Origin of the sequence: Acinetobacter sp. 1542444, assembly GCF_000581835.1 — a bacterium.
Lineage (GTDB): Bacteria > Pseudomonadota > Gammaproteobacteria > Pseudomonadales > Moraxellaceae > Acinetobacter > Acinetobacter pittii.
Genome location: NZ_JEYA01000004.1, coordinates 177,047 through 195,020, shown reverse-complemented (window position 1 = coordinate 195,020; position 17,974 = coordinate 177,047). Strand labels below are relative to the sequence as shown.

Genomic DNA, 17,974 nt, shown 5'->3' with positions numbered 1-17,974 from the left:
ATTTGAGATATCTTTTTTGATAAAAAAGTTTGAGTCAGAAAAGTATTTGAAACAGGTAAAGGTAAACATGAATTCATGGTTACTTTTACCTCACCATAAAGATAAATAATAAGGAGTCCGCAAAATGGGTGGACAACATGGTCATGACCATAGTCATGCTGTAGTGACTGAAGGTAATGCCAAGAAATTAACGATTGCCTTGGCGCTTACTACGACATTTTTAATTGTTGAGGTTATTGCAGGTTTAATCACACAAAGTCTGGCGTTGCTCTCTGACGCTGCGCATATGTTTACAGATGCAGCTGCTTTGGCAATTGCTCTGGTCGCAATTCAGATTTCAAAACGTCCCGCTGATAATAAGCGTACTTTTGGTTATCAACGCTTTGAAATTCTGGCCGCTTTATTTAATGCACTCATGCTGTTCGTGGTGGCAATTTATATTTTATATGAAGCCTATATCCGATTCTCTAAGCCACCTGAAATTCAAAGTGTGGGAATGTTGGTTGTAGCGACTATTGGTTTGGTAATTAACCTCATCTCAATGAAAATCCTGATGTCGAGTGCCAATAACAGCCTAAATGTGAAAGGTGCTTATCTAGAAGTATTGAGTGATGCACTAGGTTCGGTAGGCGTTATTATTGGTGCAATTATTATTTACTTCACTAATTGGTACTGGATTGACACGCTTATTGCGGTACTGATTGGATTTTGGGTGCTGCCAAGAACATGGGTTTTACTTAAGCAAAGTATTAACATTTTGCTCGAAGGTGTACCCGAAGAGGTCGATATTGAGAAGCTACGTGCAGATTTACTTTCTTTAAATGGTGTTGAGAGTATTCACCAACTCAAAGTGTGGGCGATTACTTCTAAAAATATCCATTTAACCGTGCACTTATTTGCTCCTGAAGCTGATCGTACCAAGCTCTATCAAGATGCTGTTGAAATGCTTTCTCATGAACATGGTATTGGTGAAGTGACATTGCAAATTGAGGACGATGCCGAGATCAATTGTCAGCATATTGCTCAGCATGCTTCGCACAAACATGATGATGCAGACAATGCACATTCACATCAGCATTAAGCTGATGTGAACAGTTTTTTTAAATTTCCCATTCGTTATTGCAGTCACGGCATTTCCAGTGTTTTTGTGACTGCATAAATGCTTGCATAGACAGTTTAAAATCAGGCAAATCACGCCAGAACATAAAACCTGCCCCTACAGTAACCACAAATGCAACTACTGTTGCAATTTGAAGAGAACTACCTGCACCATTGCCAAAAATCCACATAAAGATGCTAATGACTACTAACAGTAAAAGCACAAAAATTGCAGGAATCAAGATAACCAGACTTTTAGGAACGACAGGTTTTGCGCTGTTCACGCCTTGGCTCACAGGCATAATTTTAACACTTTGACATTTAGGGCAACGATATTGCATGAGAACTCCACATTTAGTTTGAATCTATTCTAACGGAAATGTGCAGAAAGAAAAAAATTTGTAAGATATCGATGAAATGCGTTGAGTTAGCAGAAAAATTACTTATGAATAAACAAAGAAATATAAAAAACAGATGATTTATCCGTACACATAAAAATTAAAATAATATTGTAGAGCATGCTAATCTACAGAAAAATGAAGTGTGATTAGCACAATAAATGAGCTTAAATACTCGAATAGGATGTGGGATAAATATAAAAAGGAGAGAGGGACTTGGGTCAACAAGATGACAATAAGTCGCAGCCTACAACGACAGCATCGGTTTTAGCTACCCCAGATACCGCTAAACCGTCATTATCTCGTCGATTACTGCATAAGACATTGCAACATGCCCAAGATGCAGTTGGGTTTGCTAGCGACACGACACGTAATATTGCAGAGGTTGCTGATGCTGCTTTGGACGCGCTCGATCAAGTAACTACTCATACACGACGTGGAGTTGTCGGAATGACAAATCTGGCAGCAGGCACGGTAAGAGATATGGTGTCTGAAACCAGTGAAACAGCACGCCAAGTCGCGTTGATTATGGCGCGAACTTTTTTGGGCAAAAGTACCTTAACGTTGTACTTACCCGAAATGTTATTAAATAATCAAATTCGTAAGCGCATTGATCGCTCAGAAATTGATGATATTAAAATCAAGTGCGGCAATGACAGTTTCCAAGTCGAGATCGATGGGCATTATCATCGCTTCATGTATCGTTTGAGTTTAGATTTTAAAGTATTGGAATGTCGTATTGGGCAGGAAAAATTCTTACGCTTACGACAAATGGATGAAAGTCTTGATGTTCAGATTCGACATGGCGGCACCTTGTCAAATTGGGCTGTGCGCCATATTGGTCGAGTTGGTTTCGAAGTCGTAAATATGTTGCCTATTCCATCACTCATTAATCACTTGATTGGCGATATTCCCGGAATCCAACGCGATGGGCATCGCATGTGGTTTATTGACCTAGAGCAAGCAGGATTTATTGACTTTATTAACAACCGTTCATGGATGGTTGAAAAGCTTTTAAGTTTGACTGATTTTAGTATTTTACCAGGCTTGAATATTTTGAGAGAAAGTCGCGAGCTTGTGCAGCAGCTCGTAGATCAGTTTGAAATTAGAGGACTACGAGTGCAGTCAGGTCGCCTTGAAGTACAAGTGGGAATTGCGGGTTGATAGAACATATGAAAAGCTAATCATTGATTGGCTTTTTATTTTTTTAGGCAAGAAAAAAGCCACTGACTTTATGCAGTGGCTTTTTAGAATTTGGCGTCCCTACGGGGATTCGAACCCCGGTTACCGCCGTGAAAGGGCGATGTCCTAGGCCTCTAGACGATAGGGACTTATATGAGGCATACATCTGAAAAATATTGGCGTCCCTACGGGGATTCGAACCCCGGTTACCGCCGTGAAAGGGCGATGTCCTAGGCCTCTAGACGATAGGGACTTATATGAGGCATACATCTGAAAAATATTGGCGTCCCTACGGGGATTCGAACCCCGGTTACCGCCGTGAAAGGGCGATGTCCTAGGCCTCTAGACGATAGGGACTTATATGAGGCATACATCTGAAAAATATTGGCGTCCCTACGGGGATTCGAACCCCGGTTACCGCCGTGAAAGGGCGATGTCCTAGGCCTCTAGACGATAGGGACGTTTCAGAGGTGGGCGTATATTAGGTCGATTTAATAAAAGTGTCAAATAGTTTTCTGAAGAAATATTAAAAAAAACAGTCAAGCGATTAAAAATAACTCAAATTGTAGAAAATATATACATTTAGCCCTCATTTTTCTGAAAAGGTTCAATAATTGCCTTTATAACCGACGGATGTTGTAAATATCCTAAAATCTCATGCGGCTGGTTGGCGAAAGTATAAATTTTCTGATTAATAATGGCAGGTTCAAAATTAAATGGGGCTTCACACAATGGAAATGCAGTCAAAAAATCATCCTGAGAGTAAAAATTAAACCAATCACCGTAAATACATGGCGGTCTAGAAATTGGACTCGGGAGCTTACTTTGAATTACGCGAAAAGATAAAGGAGAAGCTAAGGTGACAAAGCGTTTAACCGAAAAGTGATAAGAGGGATCAGATAATAATTGAAAAGCAATAACTGAACCGAGAGAGTGTCCAACCACAACATAGTCTTCTTCTTCTCGCATTTTCTTTAAAATTCTTTGATGTACTTCCTCCATAAACTCTGGATTAGATAGATACATATAGGTTTCGATGAGGAATTGTTGAATCAAACTTTCATGCAGTTTAGGAAAGTTATTTAATAAAACAACTAGTTCTTTCAGTACACGATCTTTAACTAATTGAGAAGTGAGATAAAGCCGTTCTGAGAAGCTTTTATCAGTTTGATCGGTTGAGGGACGTAACAACGGAACAAATGGAGTGTGCTCTCTAGTCGGAGGATTACTTGGGTGTACGTTAATAGGGAAATAATTATTAAAAAATGATTTAGGTAATAACGTGTTAAGGTCTAATTGGTTACTTAATTGGTATTTGGTCATTAAGTCGCCATAAAATGGCATGTGAATATGAAGATCGCGGACATTAACTTTGCAAGGCATTTGTTTCAGGCCGAGCTTGAATACTTTTAACCAATGCTCTTTCAAGCGATGTGCTGTGTAGTTTTGTTGATTCATCCCGTGGATAAATATAATTTTCATTCTATACAAGATTTTGTTTTTAATATAAATTTTAATCTACAACGGTATGTTGTTTAAAACCAGTATATAGGCAAAAAAAAGTGTAGCTTTTTGCTACACTTTAATTGAATAACGACTGGTTTAGTCTTTATTACGATAAAAAATAAAATAACTGGCATAACATAAAGCTGTAAAAATAAGACAGCCTACAAAACCAGCGCGCATTTCAGGGTCTGCTGCCATACTCAAGCAAGTAATGAAACAGAAAACAAAACCTAAAATTGGCACAATAGGGAATAAAGGCGCAGCATATTGTAAGTCTTTAACTGTATGACCTGATCTATACCATTGGCGGCGGAAATTGAACTGACTTAAACAAATGCTCATCCATACGATGACCATGGTAAAAGCAGCTACACCCAGCAGATTCTTAAAAATAGTCTCAGGTGCAAATTGCTCTGATAATAAACCTGGAATTGCACCGAACATAGTTACAACTAGGGCTACGATTGGTGTTCCACTTTTTGATAAAGTCGCAAACACACTAGGTAGTAATTTTTGTTCTGATAGAGACCACATCATACGTGAAGCTGCATATAGGCCAGAATTGGCTGCTGAAAGCAGAGCTGTGATGATTACAAACCTAATAATGTCATCCGCATATGGAATGCCAATATAATTAAATACCGTCACAAAAGGACTGCTACTTACACCGTCACCGCCTAGACCTGCAAGTTGGAAAGGAAGTAAAGCGCTAATAACAATGATGGTACCCACAAAGAAAATAAGGAGGCGCCAGATCGCGGCATTAATCGCTTTTGGTACATTTTGAGCCGGATCTTTTGTTTCGCCAGCTGCTACACCAATTAATTCGGTTCCTGAGAAAGCAAAGTTAACAATTAACATGGTCGTAAAAATAGGAATTAAACCATGAGGGAACCAGCCTTGAGCCGTAAGATTGCTAAATAGTGGAGCAGTCTGGGCACCATGGAATGGAATTAAACCAAAAATTGCTAATAGGCCGAGCACAATAAAGGCAATCACGGTAACGACTTTAACAAGAGCCAGCCAAAACTCAGATTCAGCAAAAATACGCGTTGAACTAATATTTAAGCCAAAGATAGTAACTGCAAAAATAATTGTCCAAATCCACATAGAAATCTGTGGAAACCATTCTTGCATGAGTAGGGCTGCGGCAGTGAATTCGGTTCCAAGCGTTGCAGTCCATGTGAGCCAGTACATCCAAGAAATCATATAGCCAGTACTTGGACTGATATATTTTTTGGCATAGGCACCAAAAGAACCTGAAACAGGCATGTGTACAGCGAGTTCTCCTAGGCAGAGCATGACCATGTAAGCGATCGCGCCACCAAGAATATAGGCAATAATTGCGCCAATAGCTCCAGTTTGTGAAATGACTTCCCCTGAACCTAAAAATAGACCAGTTCCGATCGCTCCACCCAGTGATAACATCACAAGATGGCGAGTGCTCATGGCTCTTTTTAAAGGTGCAGTACTGTTCTGATGCTGATGAGCATCTAGTTGATTGTCAGATGGCTGCATATTACACATTGAGAGAATTAAGAAAGACGCTATTTTAGATAAAATAGACAAATGTGCAATCTAGAAAGAGATAAAGAATAAACAGTAAGGTGACGATAGAGTCTTTTTATAATTTTTAAAGCAGAATATGGCGTCCCTACGGGGATTCGAACCCCGGTTACCGCCGTGAAAGGGCGATGTCCTAGGCCTCTAGACGATAGGGACTTGATGAGGCAAACACAAAGGAGCGTGGTGGAGTCAAGCGGGATCGAACCGCTGACCTCTACAATGCCATTGTAGCGCTCTACCAACTGAGCTATGACCCCAGTTTGTGTGAGCGCAATCTTAGGGTGAATGCGCTCACACGTCAACAAAAAAATGAATTAAACTTCGCTAGTTGCGTCATTTTTCGGCAATTTCAAGCTCTCATTGAGTTTTTCCCAGTTTTTAACTTCTTTCTTGCTCGGTCCGCCCACAATTTCTAAGGCATGACGTAAGCGAGCGAAAGTTAAATCAGGCCCAAGCGTAACCATTGATTGCATCACTGGTGTTGAACTCGTTGAACCGGCAATTGCGATAAAGAACGCTGGCATGAAATCACGTAGTTTAATGCCCATCTGATTCGCAAGATCCATTAGGGTTTGGCTAACGGTGTCATTAGTCCAAGTAAACTGACCTTCAAGACGCCAAATTGCAAATTGTAAACTTTGACGAACTTGCTCTTGAGTCAATTTTTTACTTTCAAACATTTCAGCAGTAATTTGTGGCATATGGTTAAAATAGAAACCAGCCCAATTCACAGCTTCTGAAAGTAAATTAATACGTGGTTGAATAGCGGCAGCAATGTCTTCTAAAGTGTTGCGATCACTCTTCCATGTTAATAAACGGTCTAATAATTGACCTGGAGTTAACCCTTTAATCCATTGGCCGTTAAGCCAGTTTAATTTTTCAACGTCAAAAATTGGTCCACCTAGCGATACACGCTGAATATCAAAGTTATCCATCATGTCTTGTAATGTGAAAACTTCTCTTTCATCTGGCATTGACCAACCCATACGGCCTAAATAATTTAACAAGGCTTCTGGTAATACACCGATATCGCGGTAGTAGTTTATTGATGTTGGATTTTTACGTTTAGATAGTTTTGATTTATCTGGGTTACGTAACAGTGGCATGTGGCAAAGAGTTGGCATTTCCCAACCAAAATATTGGTAAAGCAACTGATGCTTTGGTGCAGAAGGAAGCCATTCTTCACCACGCAATACATGAGTGATTTCCATTAAATGGTCATCAACAACGTTAGCTAAATGGTAAGTTGGTAAACCATCTGTTTTAAGAAGGACTTGCATATCGACTTGAGCCCAAGGAATTTCAACTTCTCCACGTAGCAAGTCGTTAAATTTACAAACACCTTCTTCAGGCACTTTCATACGAATGACATGAGGTTCACCCGCTTCAAGACGTCGAGTCACTTCTTCTTGAGAAAGTTTTAAACCGCGGCCGTCATATTTTGGTGTCTCGCCACGTGCTTGTTGTTCAGCACGCATTTGGTCAAGTTCTTCTGCGGTTGCGAAACAGTAAAAAGCATGACCTTTTTCAACAAGTTCTAATGCGTATTGCTTATAAATTCCCATACGTTCAGATTGGCGATATGGTGCATGTGGGCCACCTACATCTGGACCTTCAGACCAATTCAAACCTAACCAACGTAATGAATCCAAAATCATTTTTTCAGACTCTGGTGTAGAACGAAGTTGGTCTGTATCTTCAATCCTTAAAATAAATTCTCCGCCATGTTGTTTCGCAAAACACATGTTAAATAAAGCAATGTAGGCTGTGCCAACATGAGGAAAACCGGTAGGGGAAGGTGCAATACGAGTACGAACTTTCATAGATAATGGGTCAGAATAAAAATTGAAACTATTATAACGAAAAAGCCCAGTATTCTGACGTTTTATTTAACGTCAGGCTGGGCTAAAACTGAAACGAAGAGGGGGTGTTTCAGATTTTAAGAAGCATGGGGCTGAAAGATTGCCTGAACAAAACGTGAAAAACGTTCGTGTTGTGCAGCAAGAAAATTTTGAGTTGGTGTAACGCGAATCGTATTTAGAACTTTAAGCTCATCATTTGTAGAAGGTAACACAATAGGGTTACGTTTCTGCTGATCTAAAGCTTTTTCAATAAGCGAAGTCTGTTTCTCTGAACCAGTTTTGCTTGGAGTATCTTTAAGTACTGCTGCTGCAGAAAACTGTGATGCCAAACTCAGCACCAAACTTAAGCTTAAAGCTTTTCCATAATGAATTTTCATTGTTAATCATCCCCTCTGTTCATTACATTTCATCTATTTTTTGAGTTTAACAAAATGTAAAATTACGGTAATGCTACGATTTAAACATAAATATTAATAAAAAAGTGGAACTGTGTCACACTTTTTACAAAATTTACCTATATTTTAAACTGGTCGACTCAAATGTAGACCATATGTATCCTTTACGCTTCATTATTTAACAAATTAATGTGTAGATAAAGTGAAGGTCCTAAATAAGTTGTAAGAATAATTACAAAATTTTTCAAAAATGAAATAATTAAGACATTCTAAGCTATATATCTAAAAAAGATTAATAAAAAAGATATAAATATAAGTAATTGATTGTAAAAAATAAAATTAAAAATATAGTTAAACTAAAACGAATGATGGATTTTGTAAATGAAAAAAATATCAATAATAGCTGTCGCTTTATATGTGGGAATAGCGACAACAGCGGCTCAAGCAGCTACCTCTTTTTTAAATGTTTCTTATGATCCGACTCGAGAGTTTTATCAAGAATATAACCAAGCATTTGGTAAATTTTGGAAACAGCGAACAGGGCAAGATGTTGAATTTAAACAGTCACATGGTGGATCTGGCAAACAAGCCCGCGCGGTAGCCACAGGACTTGAAGCTGATGTCGTAACGTTAGCATTAGCGAATGATATTGATGAGATTGTGAAAGCTGGGTTTATTCAGCCGAACTGGCAAAAAGAATTCCCAAATAATTCTGCCCCCTATACGTCAACTGTCGTCTTTTTAGTACGAAAAGGTAACCCGAAAAATATACGCGACTGGAATGATTTAACAAAACCAGGTGTGGAAATTATCACACCTAACCCTAAAACAGGTGGAGCACCACGTTGGATTTATCTTTCTGCATGGGGATATGCTTTAAAACAACCGGGTGGAAATGATGCTAAGGCTCGAGAGTTGGTGAAAAAGCTTTATCACAATGTAAAAGTTCTAGATTCGGGAGCCCGTGGTTCACTTACGACATTTGCCGAACGTGGGATTGGTGATGTTTTGTTGTCTTGGGAAAATGAAGCTTTGTTGGCGACGAAAGGACCTGATAAGGATAAATATCAAATTGTTTATCCATCAATTTCAATTTTGGCAGAACCATCTGTAGCGATTGTAGATAAAACCGTAGATAAAGATGGAAACCGGACCTTGGCAAAAGGTTATCTGAACTTTTTATATTCACCTTTAGGTCAAGAATTAGCTGCTAAACATTATTTCCGCCCGCGTAATGCTCAAGTGGCTGCGAAATATGCAGCGCAATTCCCAAAAATTAAATTATTTACCATTAATGATGTGTTCGGTGGTTGGGCTAAAGCTCAGAAAACTCACTTTGCAAACGGTGCTATTTTTGATCAAATTTATGACGGCAAGCAGTAAATAAAATGATCTAAAAACAATAGTCCAAAAAGAAAACTTAGAAGTTAAATATTCATAAAGAAAGCAAGCAAACTTAAAAAAGTCAGCTTGCTTTCTTTTTTTGCTTAAAAAATGCTAACAAAACGGTTTTATCTATGAAAAATTAATATTTTCCTACAAAAAGCCGTTTGGCGTTGGTCATAAACAAGGTGATAATGTGCAGTTACATTTTTACGCAATGATTTAACACCTATGTCGCATATTTCTGTCTTACTTTTTGAGACCGTTGAGAGCTTATTGGCAGATCGCACAACAGGGGTGTATATCGATGCAACCTTCGGACGAGGTGGGCATACACGTTTATTGCTCTCAAAACTTGATGAAAATGCACGAGTATATGCATTTGATAAAGACCCTCAAGCTTTGGAAGTTGCAGCTGCTTTGGCGCAAGAAGACCCGAGATTTACCATTATTCATGCCAGTTTTGCTGATATTAAAGAAAAAATGCAGGAAATTGGTGTGGTGAGTGTTGATGGCATTATGGCTGACTTAGGGGTGTCATCTCCTCAACTCGACCAAGCTGAACGTGGTTTCAGTTTTATGCAGGATGGTCCTCTAGACATGCGAATGGATAATTCTAAGGGATTAACCGCAGCTGAGTGGTTACTTGAAATTGAAGAAGAACAATTAGCAAATATTATTTATCAATATGGCGAAGAACGTTATAGTCGGCGTATTGCAAAAGCGATTAAACAAGCTGGAAAATTAGACACAACAGCCCAATTGGCAGAACTTGTTAAAACAGCTCATCCAAAGTGGGAAAAACATAAGCATCCAGCAACACGTACATTTCAGGCAATTCGTATTGCTATTAATAAAGAACTAGATGATATTGAAGTATTTTTACCACAAGCTGTAGACTTACTAAAACCAAAAGGGCGTTTGTCTGTGATTAGCTTCCATTCTCTTGAAGATCGTTTAATCAAACAATTTATTCAAAAAGAATCGACTTTGGCAGAAGATATTGGCTGGGGAATGCCTCAGCAACAGGTAGATACAAGAAGGTTAAAGAAAATTTCACGGGTTCGTGCGAGTGAAGAAGAAGTAAAAGCGAACCCACGTTCACGTAGTGCATGGCTTCGGGTTGCTGAACGCTTGGAACAAAAAGGCGCGTAATGAAAAGCAGTGATGAAATTGAAACCACCGAAAATAAAGTGGTGAAAAAAGTTGTGGCATACACCGTATTAGTGGCGCTTGTTTTTATCAGTGCCATGATGGTGGTATTTCAAGTATTTGAATATCGTCATGATTATAGAGAGCTCAGCTCTTATATGCGTGAACGTGATGATCTCAATGCTGAATGGGGGCGTTTGCTTATTGAGCAACAAACCTTCGGTGCAACAGCACAGATTGGTACGCGTGCTGTAACTCAACTACGCATGTTTTCGCCACCTGCTGCAGAAACGGTGGTAATTTCTTTACCGATGACCTCAGAGCAAAATAAGTAAGGCCTTGCTGTATGGTAGATAAGCGAACAAAGCAAACACGGAAAAAACAGCAGTCTATTTCGGAAAAACCAACTCTTGCCTTTGATATGTGGCGGTTTTATCTGCTCTGGGCAACAGTACTGCTCTGTTTTGTTGTATTAATTGCACGTGCATTTTATGTGCAAGTGATTAATAAAGACTTTTTACAAAACAAGGCCAATGCCAATATTTTGCGTACGGAACGTATTGAGGCAATGCGTGGGGTTATTAGCGACCGTCATGGTGTGCCTTTGGCCATTAGTACGCCTATTATGAAAATTGTCATTGATCCACGTGATTACTTTGATACCAAGCATTTATATGACGAAATTACAGCGGAATTAAAAAAAGATCCAAATAATCGTAAGTTAAAACGACAATTACCAGATAAAAACCTAAACCTTGATGAGTTGGCGGATGTGGTTGGTTTAGATCGTGCGGATCTAAAAAAACAGATGAATGCGCGTCCACGTTCTCGTTATTTGGTTTTGAAAAAAGAAGTGCCGCCACAGCAGGCAGATCTCATTACAAAGGGTAACTTCCAAGGCGTTTATGCTGAGAAAACATATAAACGTTATTATCCTCAACCGCAGCCAAATGCTCAGATTATTGGTTTAACCAATAGTGAGGGCCAAGGGATTGAAGGCTTGGAAATGCAGTTGAATAAACAACTGTCTGGGGTAGATGGCGAACAAAAAATTATTCGTGATAAACGTGGTAACCGCTTAAAAGTATCAGAGGTTATTCGTGAAGGTGAGCCAGGCGAAAACATCACTTTAAGTATCGACTCTCGTTTGCAATATATTATGTACCGTGAGTTGACTGCTGCTGGTGTTGCAAATAACGCCCGTTCGGCGACAGCAATTGCTGTAGATGTTAAAACAGGCGAAATTCTGGCTATGACCAGTTGGCCATCTTATAACCCGAATGATAAAAACGGTTTATCTAATAAAGATGCCATGCGTAACCGCGGTGCGATTGATATGTTCGAGCCGGGTTCTACTATGAAGCCTTTTACAGTTTCTGCTGCACTCGAAACTGGACAATACACCCCAAATACGATTGTCAACACTTCGCCAGGTTCAATGCGTTTAGGCTGGCATACTATTCGTGATACGCATAACTATGGTGCTTTGACTGTTAGTGGCGTAATTATTAAGTCATCAAACGTGGGTTCGGCAAAAATTGCGTTGTCACTTCCTAAGGAAACATTGCCAAGCTTCTTTAACCGTGCTGGCTTTGGTAAGCGTTCTGCTGTGAAGTTCCCTGGTGAAAGCTCTGGTTTAGTACTTCCTGTAAGCAAGTTAAACTCTTCCCAAATTGGTACCATGGCTTACGGTTATGGTCTAAATGCAACTATTCTTCAGTTGGCGCAAGGCTATGCAATGCTTGCAAACCATGGGGTAAAAATGCCTCTAAGTTTGCATAAACTCGACCAAGCTCCTAAAGGTGAGCAAGTTCTTGCTCCAAAAATTGCTGATCAGGTTTTGCTTATGCTTGAGCAGGTGACGATGCCGGGCGGTACTGCAAAGCAAGCTAATATTCCGGGTTATCGCGTTGGTGGTAAAACAGGTACAGCTCATAAACTTCGTGCAGATCGTAAAGGTTATTCAAATAATGAATACCGTGCTTTATTTGCAGGCGTAGCTCCGATTAGTGATCCTCGTTTAGCGGTTATTGTAGTTGTTGAAAATCCACAAGGCCGTTATTACGGTGGTTTGGTTGCGGCCCCTGTTTTTGCACGCATTATGCAAGAATCATTGCGCTTAATGAATGTGCCGCTTGATAAGCCCCTTGATACTCCAGAAAATCCTATTCGCAGGTAAGCTATGTCTGTTTCTTTCCAAGAAATTAATCCAGTCGAGATCGATGCACAGTGGTCTAAACAGCCTTTTCAAGGCTTTAGTTTAGATAGCCGTAAGGTTGTGTCAGGCCAGATCTTTATCGCTTTGACCAGTTATAGCCAACCTGAAAAAACACGCGCTTTTGCTGAGTCAGCTTTAGCTAATGGTGCACTTGCCATTATTAGCGAAACTGAGTTGGGCGTAGCAAATGAGTGGGTGTGTTCTGATGTGCGTCAACGTATGGGTGAGTGGCAAGAACGTTATTTACAGCGTATAGATCCCGTAGTACCAGTGCGTATTATTGCAGTGACTGGTACAAATGGTAAAACCACAATTTCGCGTCTAGTGGCTGAATTAATTAGCTCTCAACAACAGCGCTGTGCTGTGATGGGTACTACAGGCAATGGTATTTTACCAGACTTAACACCATCAACTCACACTACGCTTGATGCTTTACAACTGCAAAATGCATTGCATGATTATGCAAAACAAGGCGCGACTTTTGCTTCTTTAGAGGCAAGTTCACATGGTTTGGAACAAGGTCGTTTAAATGGTTGTGCGATTGAGATTGCTGTTTATAGCAATTTGAGTCGTGACCATCTGGATTACCACGGCACTTTAGAGGCTTATGCAGAAGCGAAGGCTCTTTTATTCCGTTTTAGCTCTTTAAAAGTAGCCGTTATTAATTTAGATGATGAGCATGCAGCTCTCATGATTAATGCAGCAAAGCAAAATCCTGCTCAACCGAAAATTTTAACGTATTCACTTACTCAAAATACTGCTGATTATTATATTACTGACCTGAGTTACAGTTTAGCGGGGGCGACATTTCATTTAGTGAGCCCGCAAGGTTCTTTTGCTGTGCAAAGTCCATTGTTAGGGCATTTTAATGTCGAAAACTTGGTTGCAGCTCTTATTGCTACTGAGCAGGCAGGTTTTGATTTAAAAGCGCTAGTAGCTTTCGTTCCTGAGCTGATTGGTGCTCCAGGTCGAATGCAAGTTATTCGTGATGGTGAGCGTTTATTTGTTGTTGATTATGCGCATACACCAGATGCATTAATTCAAGTGCTTAAAACATTAAAACGTCATGTTTCGAATCAACTTTGGGCTGTATTTGGGTGTGGCGGGGGCCGTGATCGCGGGAAACGCCCCTTAATGACTCAAGCAGCTTTAGACGGCGCAAATCCAGTTATTTTGACGTCGGATAACCCAAGAACAGAAGACCCTGAACAAATTTTTGCTGACATGAAGCAAGGAATCGATTTTTCAGGGCACCGTATGCATGAAATTCATGACCGCCGTGAAGCAATTAAATTTGTTGCACAGCAGGCTCAGGCTGGTGATATTGTTGTGATTGCCGGTAAAGGACATGAAAATTATCAAGAAATTAATGGCGTACGTCACTGGTTTGATGATGTTGTTGAAGTGCGTTCTGCGATTGATGCACAACATCACACTGTAGACGCTGCTTACCCTGCACAATAGGACGAATTATGCATACTTCAACCACCAGTACCGTGCCTTTGGAACCGTGGACAGCTCAACAATTACAACAGGCAACACAGGGCTACTGGCATAAAGACCAGATCCCTCAAACTGAAATTAAACGTATTTTGACGGACTCGCGTCATGCGGAAACTGGGGATGCCTTTTTAGCACTAAAAGGTGAGCGTTTCGATGCGCATGATTTCGTTGTGCAAGTTGCTGCAAATGGTTGTCAAATAGCTATTGTTGAACGTCCGCTAGATGTAGATATTGCGCAACTCGTTGTTGCCGATACCCGATTGGCTTTAGGGCAACTCGGCGCTTATCGCCGTGAGCAAAACTCACAATTAAAGGTGATTGCCTTAACGGGAAGTAGTGGTAAAACTACAACCAAAGAAATGCTGGGAAGTATATTGTCGCGCTTAGCACCGACACTAATCACCCGAGGCAATTTAAATAATGACCTTGGTGTACCAATGATGTTGCTAGAGCTTCGCAAAGAACATCAATATGCGGTAATGGAGTTGGGTGCAAGCCATCAAGGCGAGATTGATTACACATCAAAACTCGTTCAGCCTCATGTTGCGGGCATATTAAATATTGGTACAGCTCATTTAGGCGAGTTTGGTGGTCGTGAAGGTATTTGCCGCGCAAAATCGGAAATTTATGGTCATATTTTACCAAATGGCGTTGCAATCGTGCCGCAACAAGATGACTTCACTGTCGAAATTCTTGATGCTGCGAAAGCTCATCGTATTTCTACATTTGGTGTAGGAGGCGATGTCTATGCAACAGATGTGGAGTTATTGCCTCAATCAACGAATTTTAACCTTCATACACCGCAAGGTAGCAGTGCAGTTAAGCTTCCTTTTGCGGGTGAGCATAATGTTCAAAATGCGACCGCAGCTGTAGCTTTTGCTTTAGCAATTGGTATTGGACTAGAAGATATTGTCCAAGGTTTAGAGCAAGCTCAAGGAGCGAAAGGTCGTCTTAACTTTATTCAAAAGTCACCTTACTTATTTATTGATGATACCTACAATGCCAATCCGACTTCTATGCGCGCTGCTGCACAAGTGTTGTTGCAGCAACAAGGCGTAAAAGTAATGGTCATGGGGGATATTGGTGAGTTAGGTGATAGCAGTTGGCAAGAGCATCATGATTTAGGCCGTGATCTTGCCGAACTTTCTTTAGATCATATTATTGCAGTTGGACAGTTCGCTCCAGCTGCTCTCGAGGGTGCAGACTCTCATTCTAATAAAGTGAAAGCATTTCAGACACAAGCTGAGGCGCTTCCATTTTTAATCAATCTAATCCAAACACATCAACCCCAGTCCATGAGTTTCCTGTTTAAAGGTTCTCGCTTTACTCATATGGAAACGTTGATGGCTGATTTGATGGAGAAACTTTAAATGCTGTTATGGTTGTTTGAACAACTTGCGGGCTATCACAGCTCGTTTCAGGTCGTTCGTTATTTAACATTACGTTCTTTACTCAGTGTATTAACTTCACTGACCATTGGTCTGGTCCTTGGACCGATCATGATTCGTAAATTACAAGCGTTAAAATACGGTCAGGCAGTAAGTTCGTTTGCTCCTGAAAATCATGCTAAAAAAATGGGTACACCAACGATGGGCGGAATTTTAATTCTGCTTTCAATTGGTATTAGTACTTTACTATGGGCTGATTTATCTAACCCTTATGTCTGGATTGTGCTTGGTGTAATGGTTGTATTCGGTGCTGTAGGCTGGGCAGATGACTGGATTAAAATTCGCTATAAAGACAATGCAGGTTTACCTGCACGTAAGAAGTTTTTCTGGACTTCTGTTGCATCGCTGGGTGCTGGTATTGCGTTATATTTAATCGCAACTCAACAGTCCAATGCAGAACATACCGCCAATATGCTGGATTTATTGATTCCATTCTTTAAGAATCTTTCAATTCCACTCTCAATTGTTCCTTTAGGTTTGGCATTTATTGTATTTACCTATCTGGTGATTAATGGTGCTTCTAACGCTGTTAACTTAACAGATGGTTTAGATGGCTTGGCAATCATGCCAGTTGTTATGGTGGCTACAGGTTTAGGCGTATTTGCTTACTTGTCTGGTGACATCCGTTTCGCTAACTATTTACATATTCCATATGTGAAATATACCTCTGAACTCGTAGTAATCTGTTCTGCCATGATTGGTGCAGGTTTGGCATTCCTTTGGTATAACGCGCATCCTGCTCAAGTATTTATGGGTGATGTCGGTGCTTTAGCTTTAGGTGCGATGCTTGGAACAATTGCAGTTATGGTTCGTCAAGAAATCGTATTTGCAATTATGGGTGGTGTATTTGTAATGGAGGCAGTATCTGTATTCTTACAAATCGGCTCCTTGCGTATGCGTAATAAACGTGTGTTCTTAATGGCACCGCTACATCATCACTATGAAAAGCAGGGCTGGAAAGAAACGCAAGTTGTAATCCGTTTTTGGATTATTACAATTATATTAGTAGTTTTAGGTCTAATGACTTTAAAATTGCGATAGATCTTATTTTAGTGTCAATATAAAGCCAGTTCTACTGGCTTTTTTTATTGGAGAGGTGAATGACAAAAGTTGCTGGTCTAGACCAATTATCTGTGATTAATCAAAAAGTAGTTGGAGAGGGCGAAGTATTACCTCAAGTTGTACTTAAAGATGGAAGTCAGGTGCAAACAGGAACTGTAGCGACAATGCTGCACAATATTGAATTATATAATGCTGGGCAAAGAGGACAAATTGAGGAAGAGCTAAAGATCGCAATTCCAACGTTAGTCAAAGTAGGTCTGTTTGATTTGTTTCAGGTAGATGAATGGATTAATGGTACAAATGCAGGCCGCACCTTTGTTGGACTACACGCAAAGACTTATTTACAACAAAAAGAACAAGAGAATAATTAAAAGTGGCTAAGCAAATTTTAATGTGTCCTGTGTGTCGTCAGCCCCTAAATTTAACTGAACGAACTTGGCGATGTGAGCAAGGGCATAGTTACGATGTGGCTAAACAAGGCTATGTCAATTTACATGTGGTGCAACATAAACATAGTAAAAACCCAGGGGATACGCCCGAGTCAGTAGATGCGCGCCGAGTTTTTTTACAAAGTGGTTACTATCAGCCATTACAGCAGGCAGTAGTCGATTTATTAAAGCAACTCAATGTAAAAGCGATACTCGATATTGGTTGTGGTGAGGGCTACTATACAAGTGCCATGCAGCAAGTCGTTGAGCACTGTGTTGGTGTTGATATTGCAAAAACTGCTGTACAGCGTGCGGCAAAGCTCAATCCTAAAGTAACTTGGGTTGTAGGAACAGGGGCGACTTTACCGGTGCTAGACCATAGCATGGATGCTTGCACCAGTTTATTTAGCCCAATTCCGCAAGCAGAAATTGCGCGTGTTTTAAAAGATAAAGGCTATTTAATTGTTGTCACGCCTGCTTCTGAACATTTGTACGCCATGCGTGAGGCTTTATTTGAGCAAGTTAATCCTCACATACCAGAAAAGTTTGTAGAGCAACTACAAGATTTGTTTGAGTTAAAGCAAGAGCAAATTATTGATGCGCCTTTTGTGCTTGATCAACAGGCTTTAAAAAATCTGATTGCTATGACACCTTATGCTTATAAAGCCTCTCCTGAGCGTCGTTTGCGGTTAGAGCAGCAATTGCAATTAGAAGTAACGGCATCATTTCAAATTTATATCTTTCAGAAGCGCAATAAAAAAGCCATCTAACGA

16 protein-coding genes and 6 tRNA genes are annotated in these 17,974 nt (G+C 40.1%); 11 read left to right on the top strand and 11 right to left on the bottom strand.

The genetic code is table 11. From position 1 onward, the window contains the following. Positions 1–124: 124 nt before the first annotated feature. Positions 125–1,081 carry a cation diffusion facilitator family transporter gene (locus J580_RS16070; protein WP_005067046.1) on the top strand — a complete coding sequence of 319 codons (957 nt, stop codon included), beginning with the start codon at positions 125–127 and terminating at the stop codon, positions 1,079–1,081. Between the two features lie 19 nt (positions 1,082–1,100). Here J580_RS16070 and J580_RS16065 read toward each other — a convergent pair whose 3' ends face one another. Next, a complete protein-coding gene (locus J580_RS16065) occupies positions 1,101–1,439 on the bottom strand; it encodes a hypothetical protein (RefSeq protein WP_002117013.1) in 339 nt (112 codons plus the stop codon). A gap of 273 nt (positions 1,440–1,712) precedes the next feature. Between J580_RS16065 and J580_RS16060 the strand changes: the two genes are divergently transcribed. Then, entirely contained in the window at positions 1,713–2,660 is a 948-nt protein-coding gene (locus J580_RS16060; RefSeq protein WP_032004905.1) for a hypothetical protein, read from the top strand. A 91-nt stretch (positions 2,661–2,751) separates the two neighbouring features. Here J580_RS16060 and J580_RS16055 read toward each other — a convergent pair. From J580_RS16055 to J580_RS16010, 10 genes are all read right to left on the bottom strand, one after another. Further along, a tRNA-Glu gene (locus J580_RS16055) sits at positions 2,752–2,827 on the bottom strand. 28 nt (positions 2,828–2,855) lie between these two features. Further along, a tRNA-Glu gene (locus J580_RS16050) sits at positions 2,856–2,931 on the bottom strand. A gap of 28 nt (positions 2,932–2,959) precedes the next feature. Continuing rightward, positions 2,960–3,035: transfer RNA gene (locus J580_RS16045), tRNA-Glu, on the bottom strand. 28 nt (positions 3,036–3,063) lie between these two features. Then, positions 3,064–3,139 (bottom strand) — tRNA-Glu (locus J580_RS16040). 121 nt (positions 3,140–3,260) lie between these two features. Beyond that, positions 3,261–4,160 (bottom strand): hypothetical protein, encoded by a 900-nt coding sequence (locus J580_RS16035; protein ID WP_078219795.1) that lies wholly within the window; start codon positions 4,158–4,160, stop codon positions 3,261–3,263. Positions 4,161–4,280: 120 nt separating this feature from the next. Beyond that, positions 4,281–5,702, bottom strand: coding sequence for an amino acid permease (locus J580_RS16030; RefSeq protein WP_032004903.1), 1,422 nt, complete (start codon positions 5,700–5,702; stop codon positions 4,281–4,283). A 128-nt stretch (positions 5,703–5,830) separates the two neighbouring features. Beyond that, positions 5,831–5,906 (bottom strand) — tRNA-Glu (locus J580_RS16025). A gap of 25 nt (positions 5,907–5,931) precedes the next feature. Then, positions 5,932–6,007, bottom strand: a tRNA-Ala gene (locus tag J580_RS16020). Between the two features lie 57 nt (positions 6,008–6,064). Next, positions 6,065–7,573, bottom strand: coding sequence for a glutamate--tRNA ligase (gene gltX / locus J580_RS16015; RefSeq protein ID WP_032004901.1), 1,509 nt, complete (start codon positions 7,571–7,573; stop codon positions 6,065–6,067). Positions 7,574–7,689: 116 nt separating this feature from the next. Beyond that, positions 7,690–7,989 (bottom strand): hypothetical protein, encoded by a 300-nt coding sequence (locus J580_RS16010; RefSeq protein ID WP_002116889.1) that lies wholly within the window; start codon positions 7,987–7,989, stop codon positions 7,690–7,692. A 399-nt stretch (positions 7,990–8,388) separates the two neighbouring features. Between J580_RS16010 and J580_RS16005 the strand changes: the two genes are divergently transcribed. The 9 genes from J580_RS16005 to J580_RS15965 all read left to right on the top strand — a co-directional run bounded on the left by J580_RS16005 (position 8,389) and on the right by J580_RS15965 (position 17,971). Beyond that, entirely contained in the window at positions 8,389–9,390 is a 1,002-nt protein-coding gene (locus J580_RS16005; protein WP_032004899.1) for a sulfate ABC transporter substrate-binding protein, read from the top strand. Positions 9,391–9,621: 231 nt separating this feature from the next. After that, the gene (rsmH, locus tag J580_RS16000) at positions 9,622–10,545 is read left to right on the top strand and encodes a 16S rRNA (cytosine(1402)-N(4))-methyltransferase RsmH (RefSeq protein ID WP_032004898.1); all 924 of its coding nucleotides are present in this window, start codon (positions 9,622–9,624) and stop codon (positions 10,543–10,545) included. Beyond that, positions 10,545–10,877, top strand: a complete 333-nt coding sequence (gene ftsL / locus J580_RS15995; RefSeq protein ID WP_002116847.1) for a cell division protein FtsL — start codon at positions 10,545–10,547, stop codon at positions 10,875–10,877. Before rsmH ends, ftsL begins: the two co-directional genes overlap by 1 nt. Positions 10,878–10,888: 11 nt before the next feature. Continuing rightward, entirely contained in the window at positions 10,889–12,721 is a 1,833-nt protein-coding gene (ftsI, locus tag J580_RS15990) for a penicillin-binding protein PBP3 (protein WP_002117016.1), read from the top strand. A gap of 3 nt (positions 12,722–12,724) precedes the next feature. Continuing rightward, positions 12,725–14,224, top strand: coding sequence for a UDP-N-acetylmuramoyl-L-alanyl-D-glutamate--2,6-diaminopimelate ligase (locus J580_RS15985; protein ID WP_032004897.1), 1,500 nt, complete (start codon positions 12,725–12,727; stop codon positions 14,222–14,224). An 8-nt stretch (positions 14,225–14,232) separates the two neighbouring features. Next, entirely contained in the window at positions 14,233–15,633 is a 1,401-nt protein-coding gene (locus J580_RS15980; RefSeq protein WP_032004895.1) for a UDP-N-acetylmuramoyl-tripeptide--D-alanyl-D-alanine ligase, read from the top strand. After that, on the top strand, positions 15,634–16,752 hold the full coding sequence (gene mraY / locus J580_RS15975) for a phospho-N-acetylmuramoyl-pentapeptide-transferase (protein WP_002116751.1): 1,119 nt from the start codon (positions 15,634–15,636) through the stop codon (positions 16,750–16,752). A 59-nt stretch (positions 16,753–16,811) separates the two neighbouring features. After that, entirely contained in the window at positions 16,812–17,144 is a 333-nt protein-coding gene (locus tag J580_RS15970; protein ID WP_002116981.1) for a hypothetical protein, read from the top strand. 2 nt (positions 17,145–17,146) lie between these two features. Next, positions 17,147–17,971 (top strand): putative RNA methyltransferase, encoded by an 825-nt coding sequence (locus tag J580_RS15965; protein WP_081310122.1) that lies wholly within the window; start codon positions 17,147–17,149, stop codon positions 17,969–17,971. Positions 17,972–17,974: the final 3 nt, after the last annotated feature.

Coding starts and splice junctions, on each gene's coding strand:
- J580_RS16070 (WP_005067046.1), top strand. CDS start 125: ATGGGTGGACAACATGGTCATGACCATAGTCATGCTGTAGTGACTGAA.
- J580_RS16065 (WP_002117013.1), bottom strand. CDS start 1,439: ATGCAATATCGTTGCCCTAAATGTCAAAGTGTTAAAATTATGCCTGTG.
- J580_RS16035 (WP_078219795.1), bottom strand. CDS start 4,160: ATGAAAATTATATTTATCCACGGGATGAATCAACAAAACTACACAGCA.
- J580_RS16030 (WP_032004903.1), bottom strand. CDS start 5,702: ATGCAGCCATCTGACAATCAACTAGATGCTCATCAGCATCAGAACAGT.
- gltX (WP_032004901.1), bottom strand. CDS start 7,573: ATGAAAGTTCGTACTCGTATTGCACCTTCCCCTACCGGTTTTCCTCAT.
- J580_RS16010 (WP_002116889.1), bottom strand. CDS start 7,989: ATGAAAATTCATTATGGAAAAGCTTTAAGCTTAAGTTTGGTGCTGAGT.
- J580_RS16005 (WP_032004899.1), top strand. CDS start 8,389: ATGAAAAAAATATCAATAATAGCTGTCGCTTTATATGTGGGAATAGCG.
- rsmH (WP_032004898.1), top strand. CDS start 9,622: ATGTCGCATATTTCTGTCTTACTTTTTGAGACCGTTGAGAGCTTATTG.
- ftsL (WP_002116847.1), top strand. CDS start 10,545: ATGAAAAGCAGTGATGAAATTGAAACCACCGAAAATAAAGTGGTGAAA.
- ftsI (WP_002117016.1), top strand. CDS start 10,889: ATGGTAGATAAGCGAACAAAGCAAACACGGAAAAAACAGCAGTCTATT.
- J580_RS15985 (WP_032004897.1), top strand. CDS start 12,725: ATGTCTGTTTCTTTCCAAGAAATTAATCCAGTCGAGATCGATGCACAG.
- J580_RS15980 (WP_032004895.1), top strand. CDS start 14,233: ATGCATACTTCAACCACCAGTACCGTGCCTTTGGAACCGTGGACAGCT.
- mraY (WP_002116751.1), top strand. CDS start 15,634: ATGCTGTTATGGTTGTTTGAACAACTTGCGGGCTATCACAGCTCGTTT.
- J580_RS15970 (WP_002116981.1), top strand. CDS start 16,812: ATGACAAAAGTTGCTGGTCTAGACCAATTATCTGTGATTAATCAAAAA.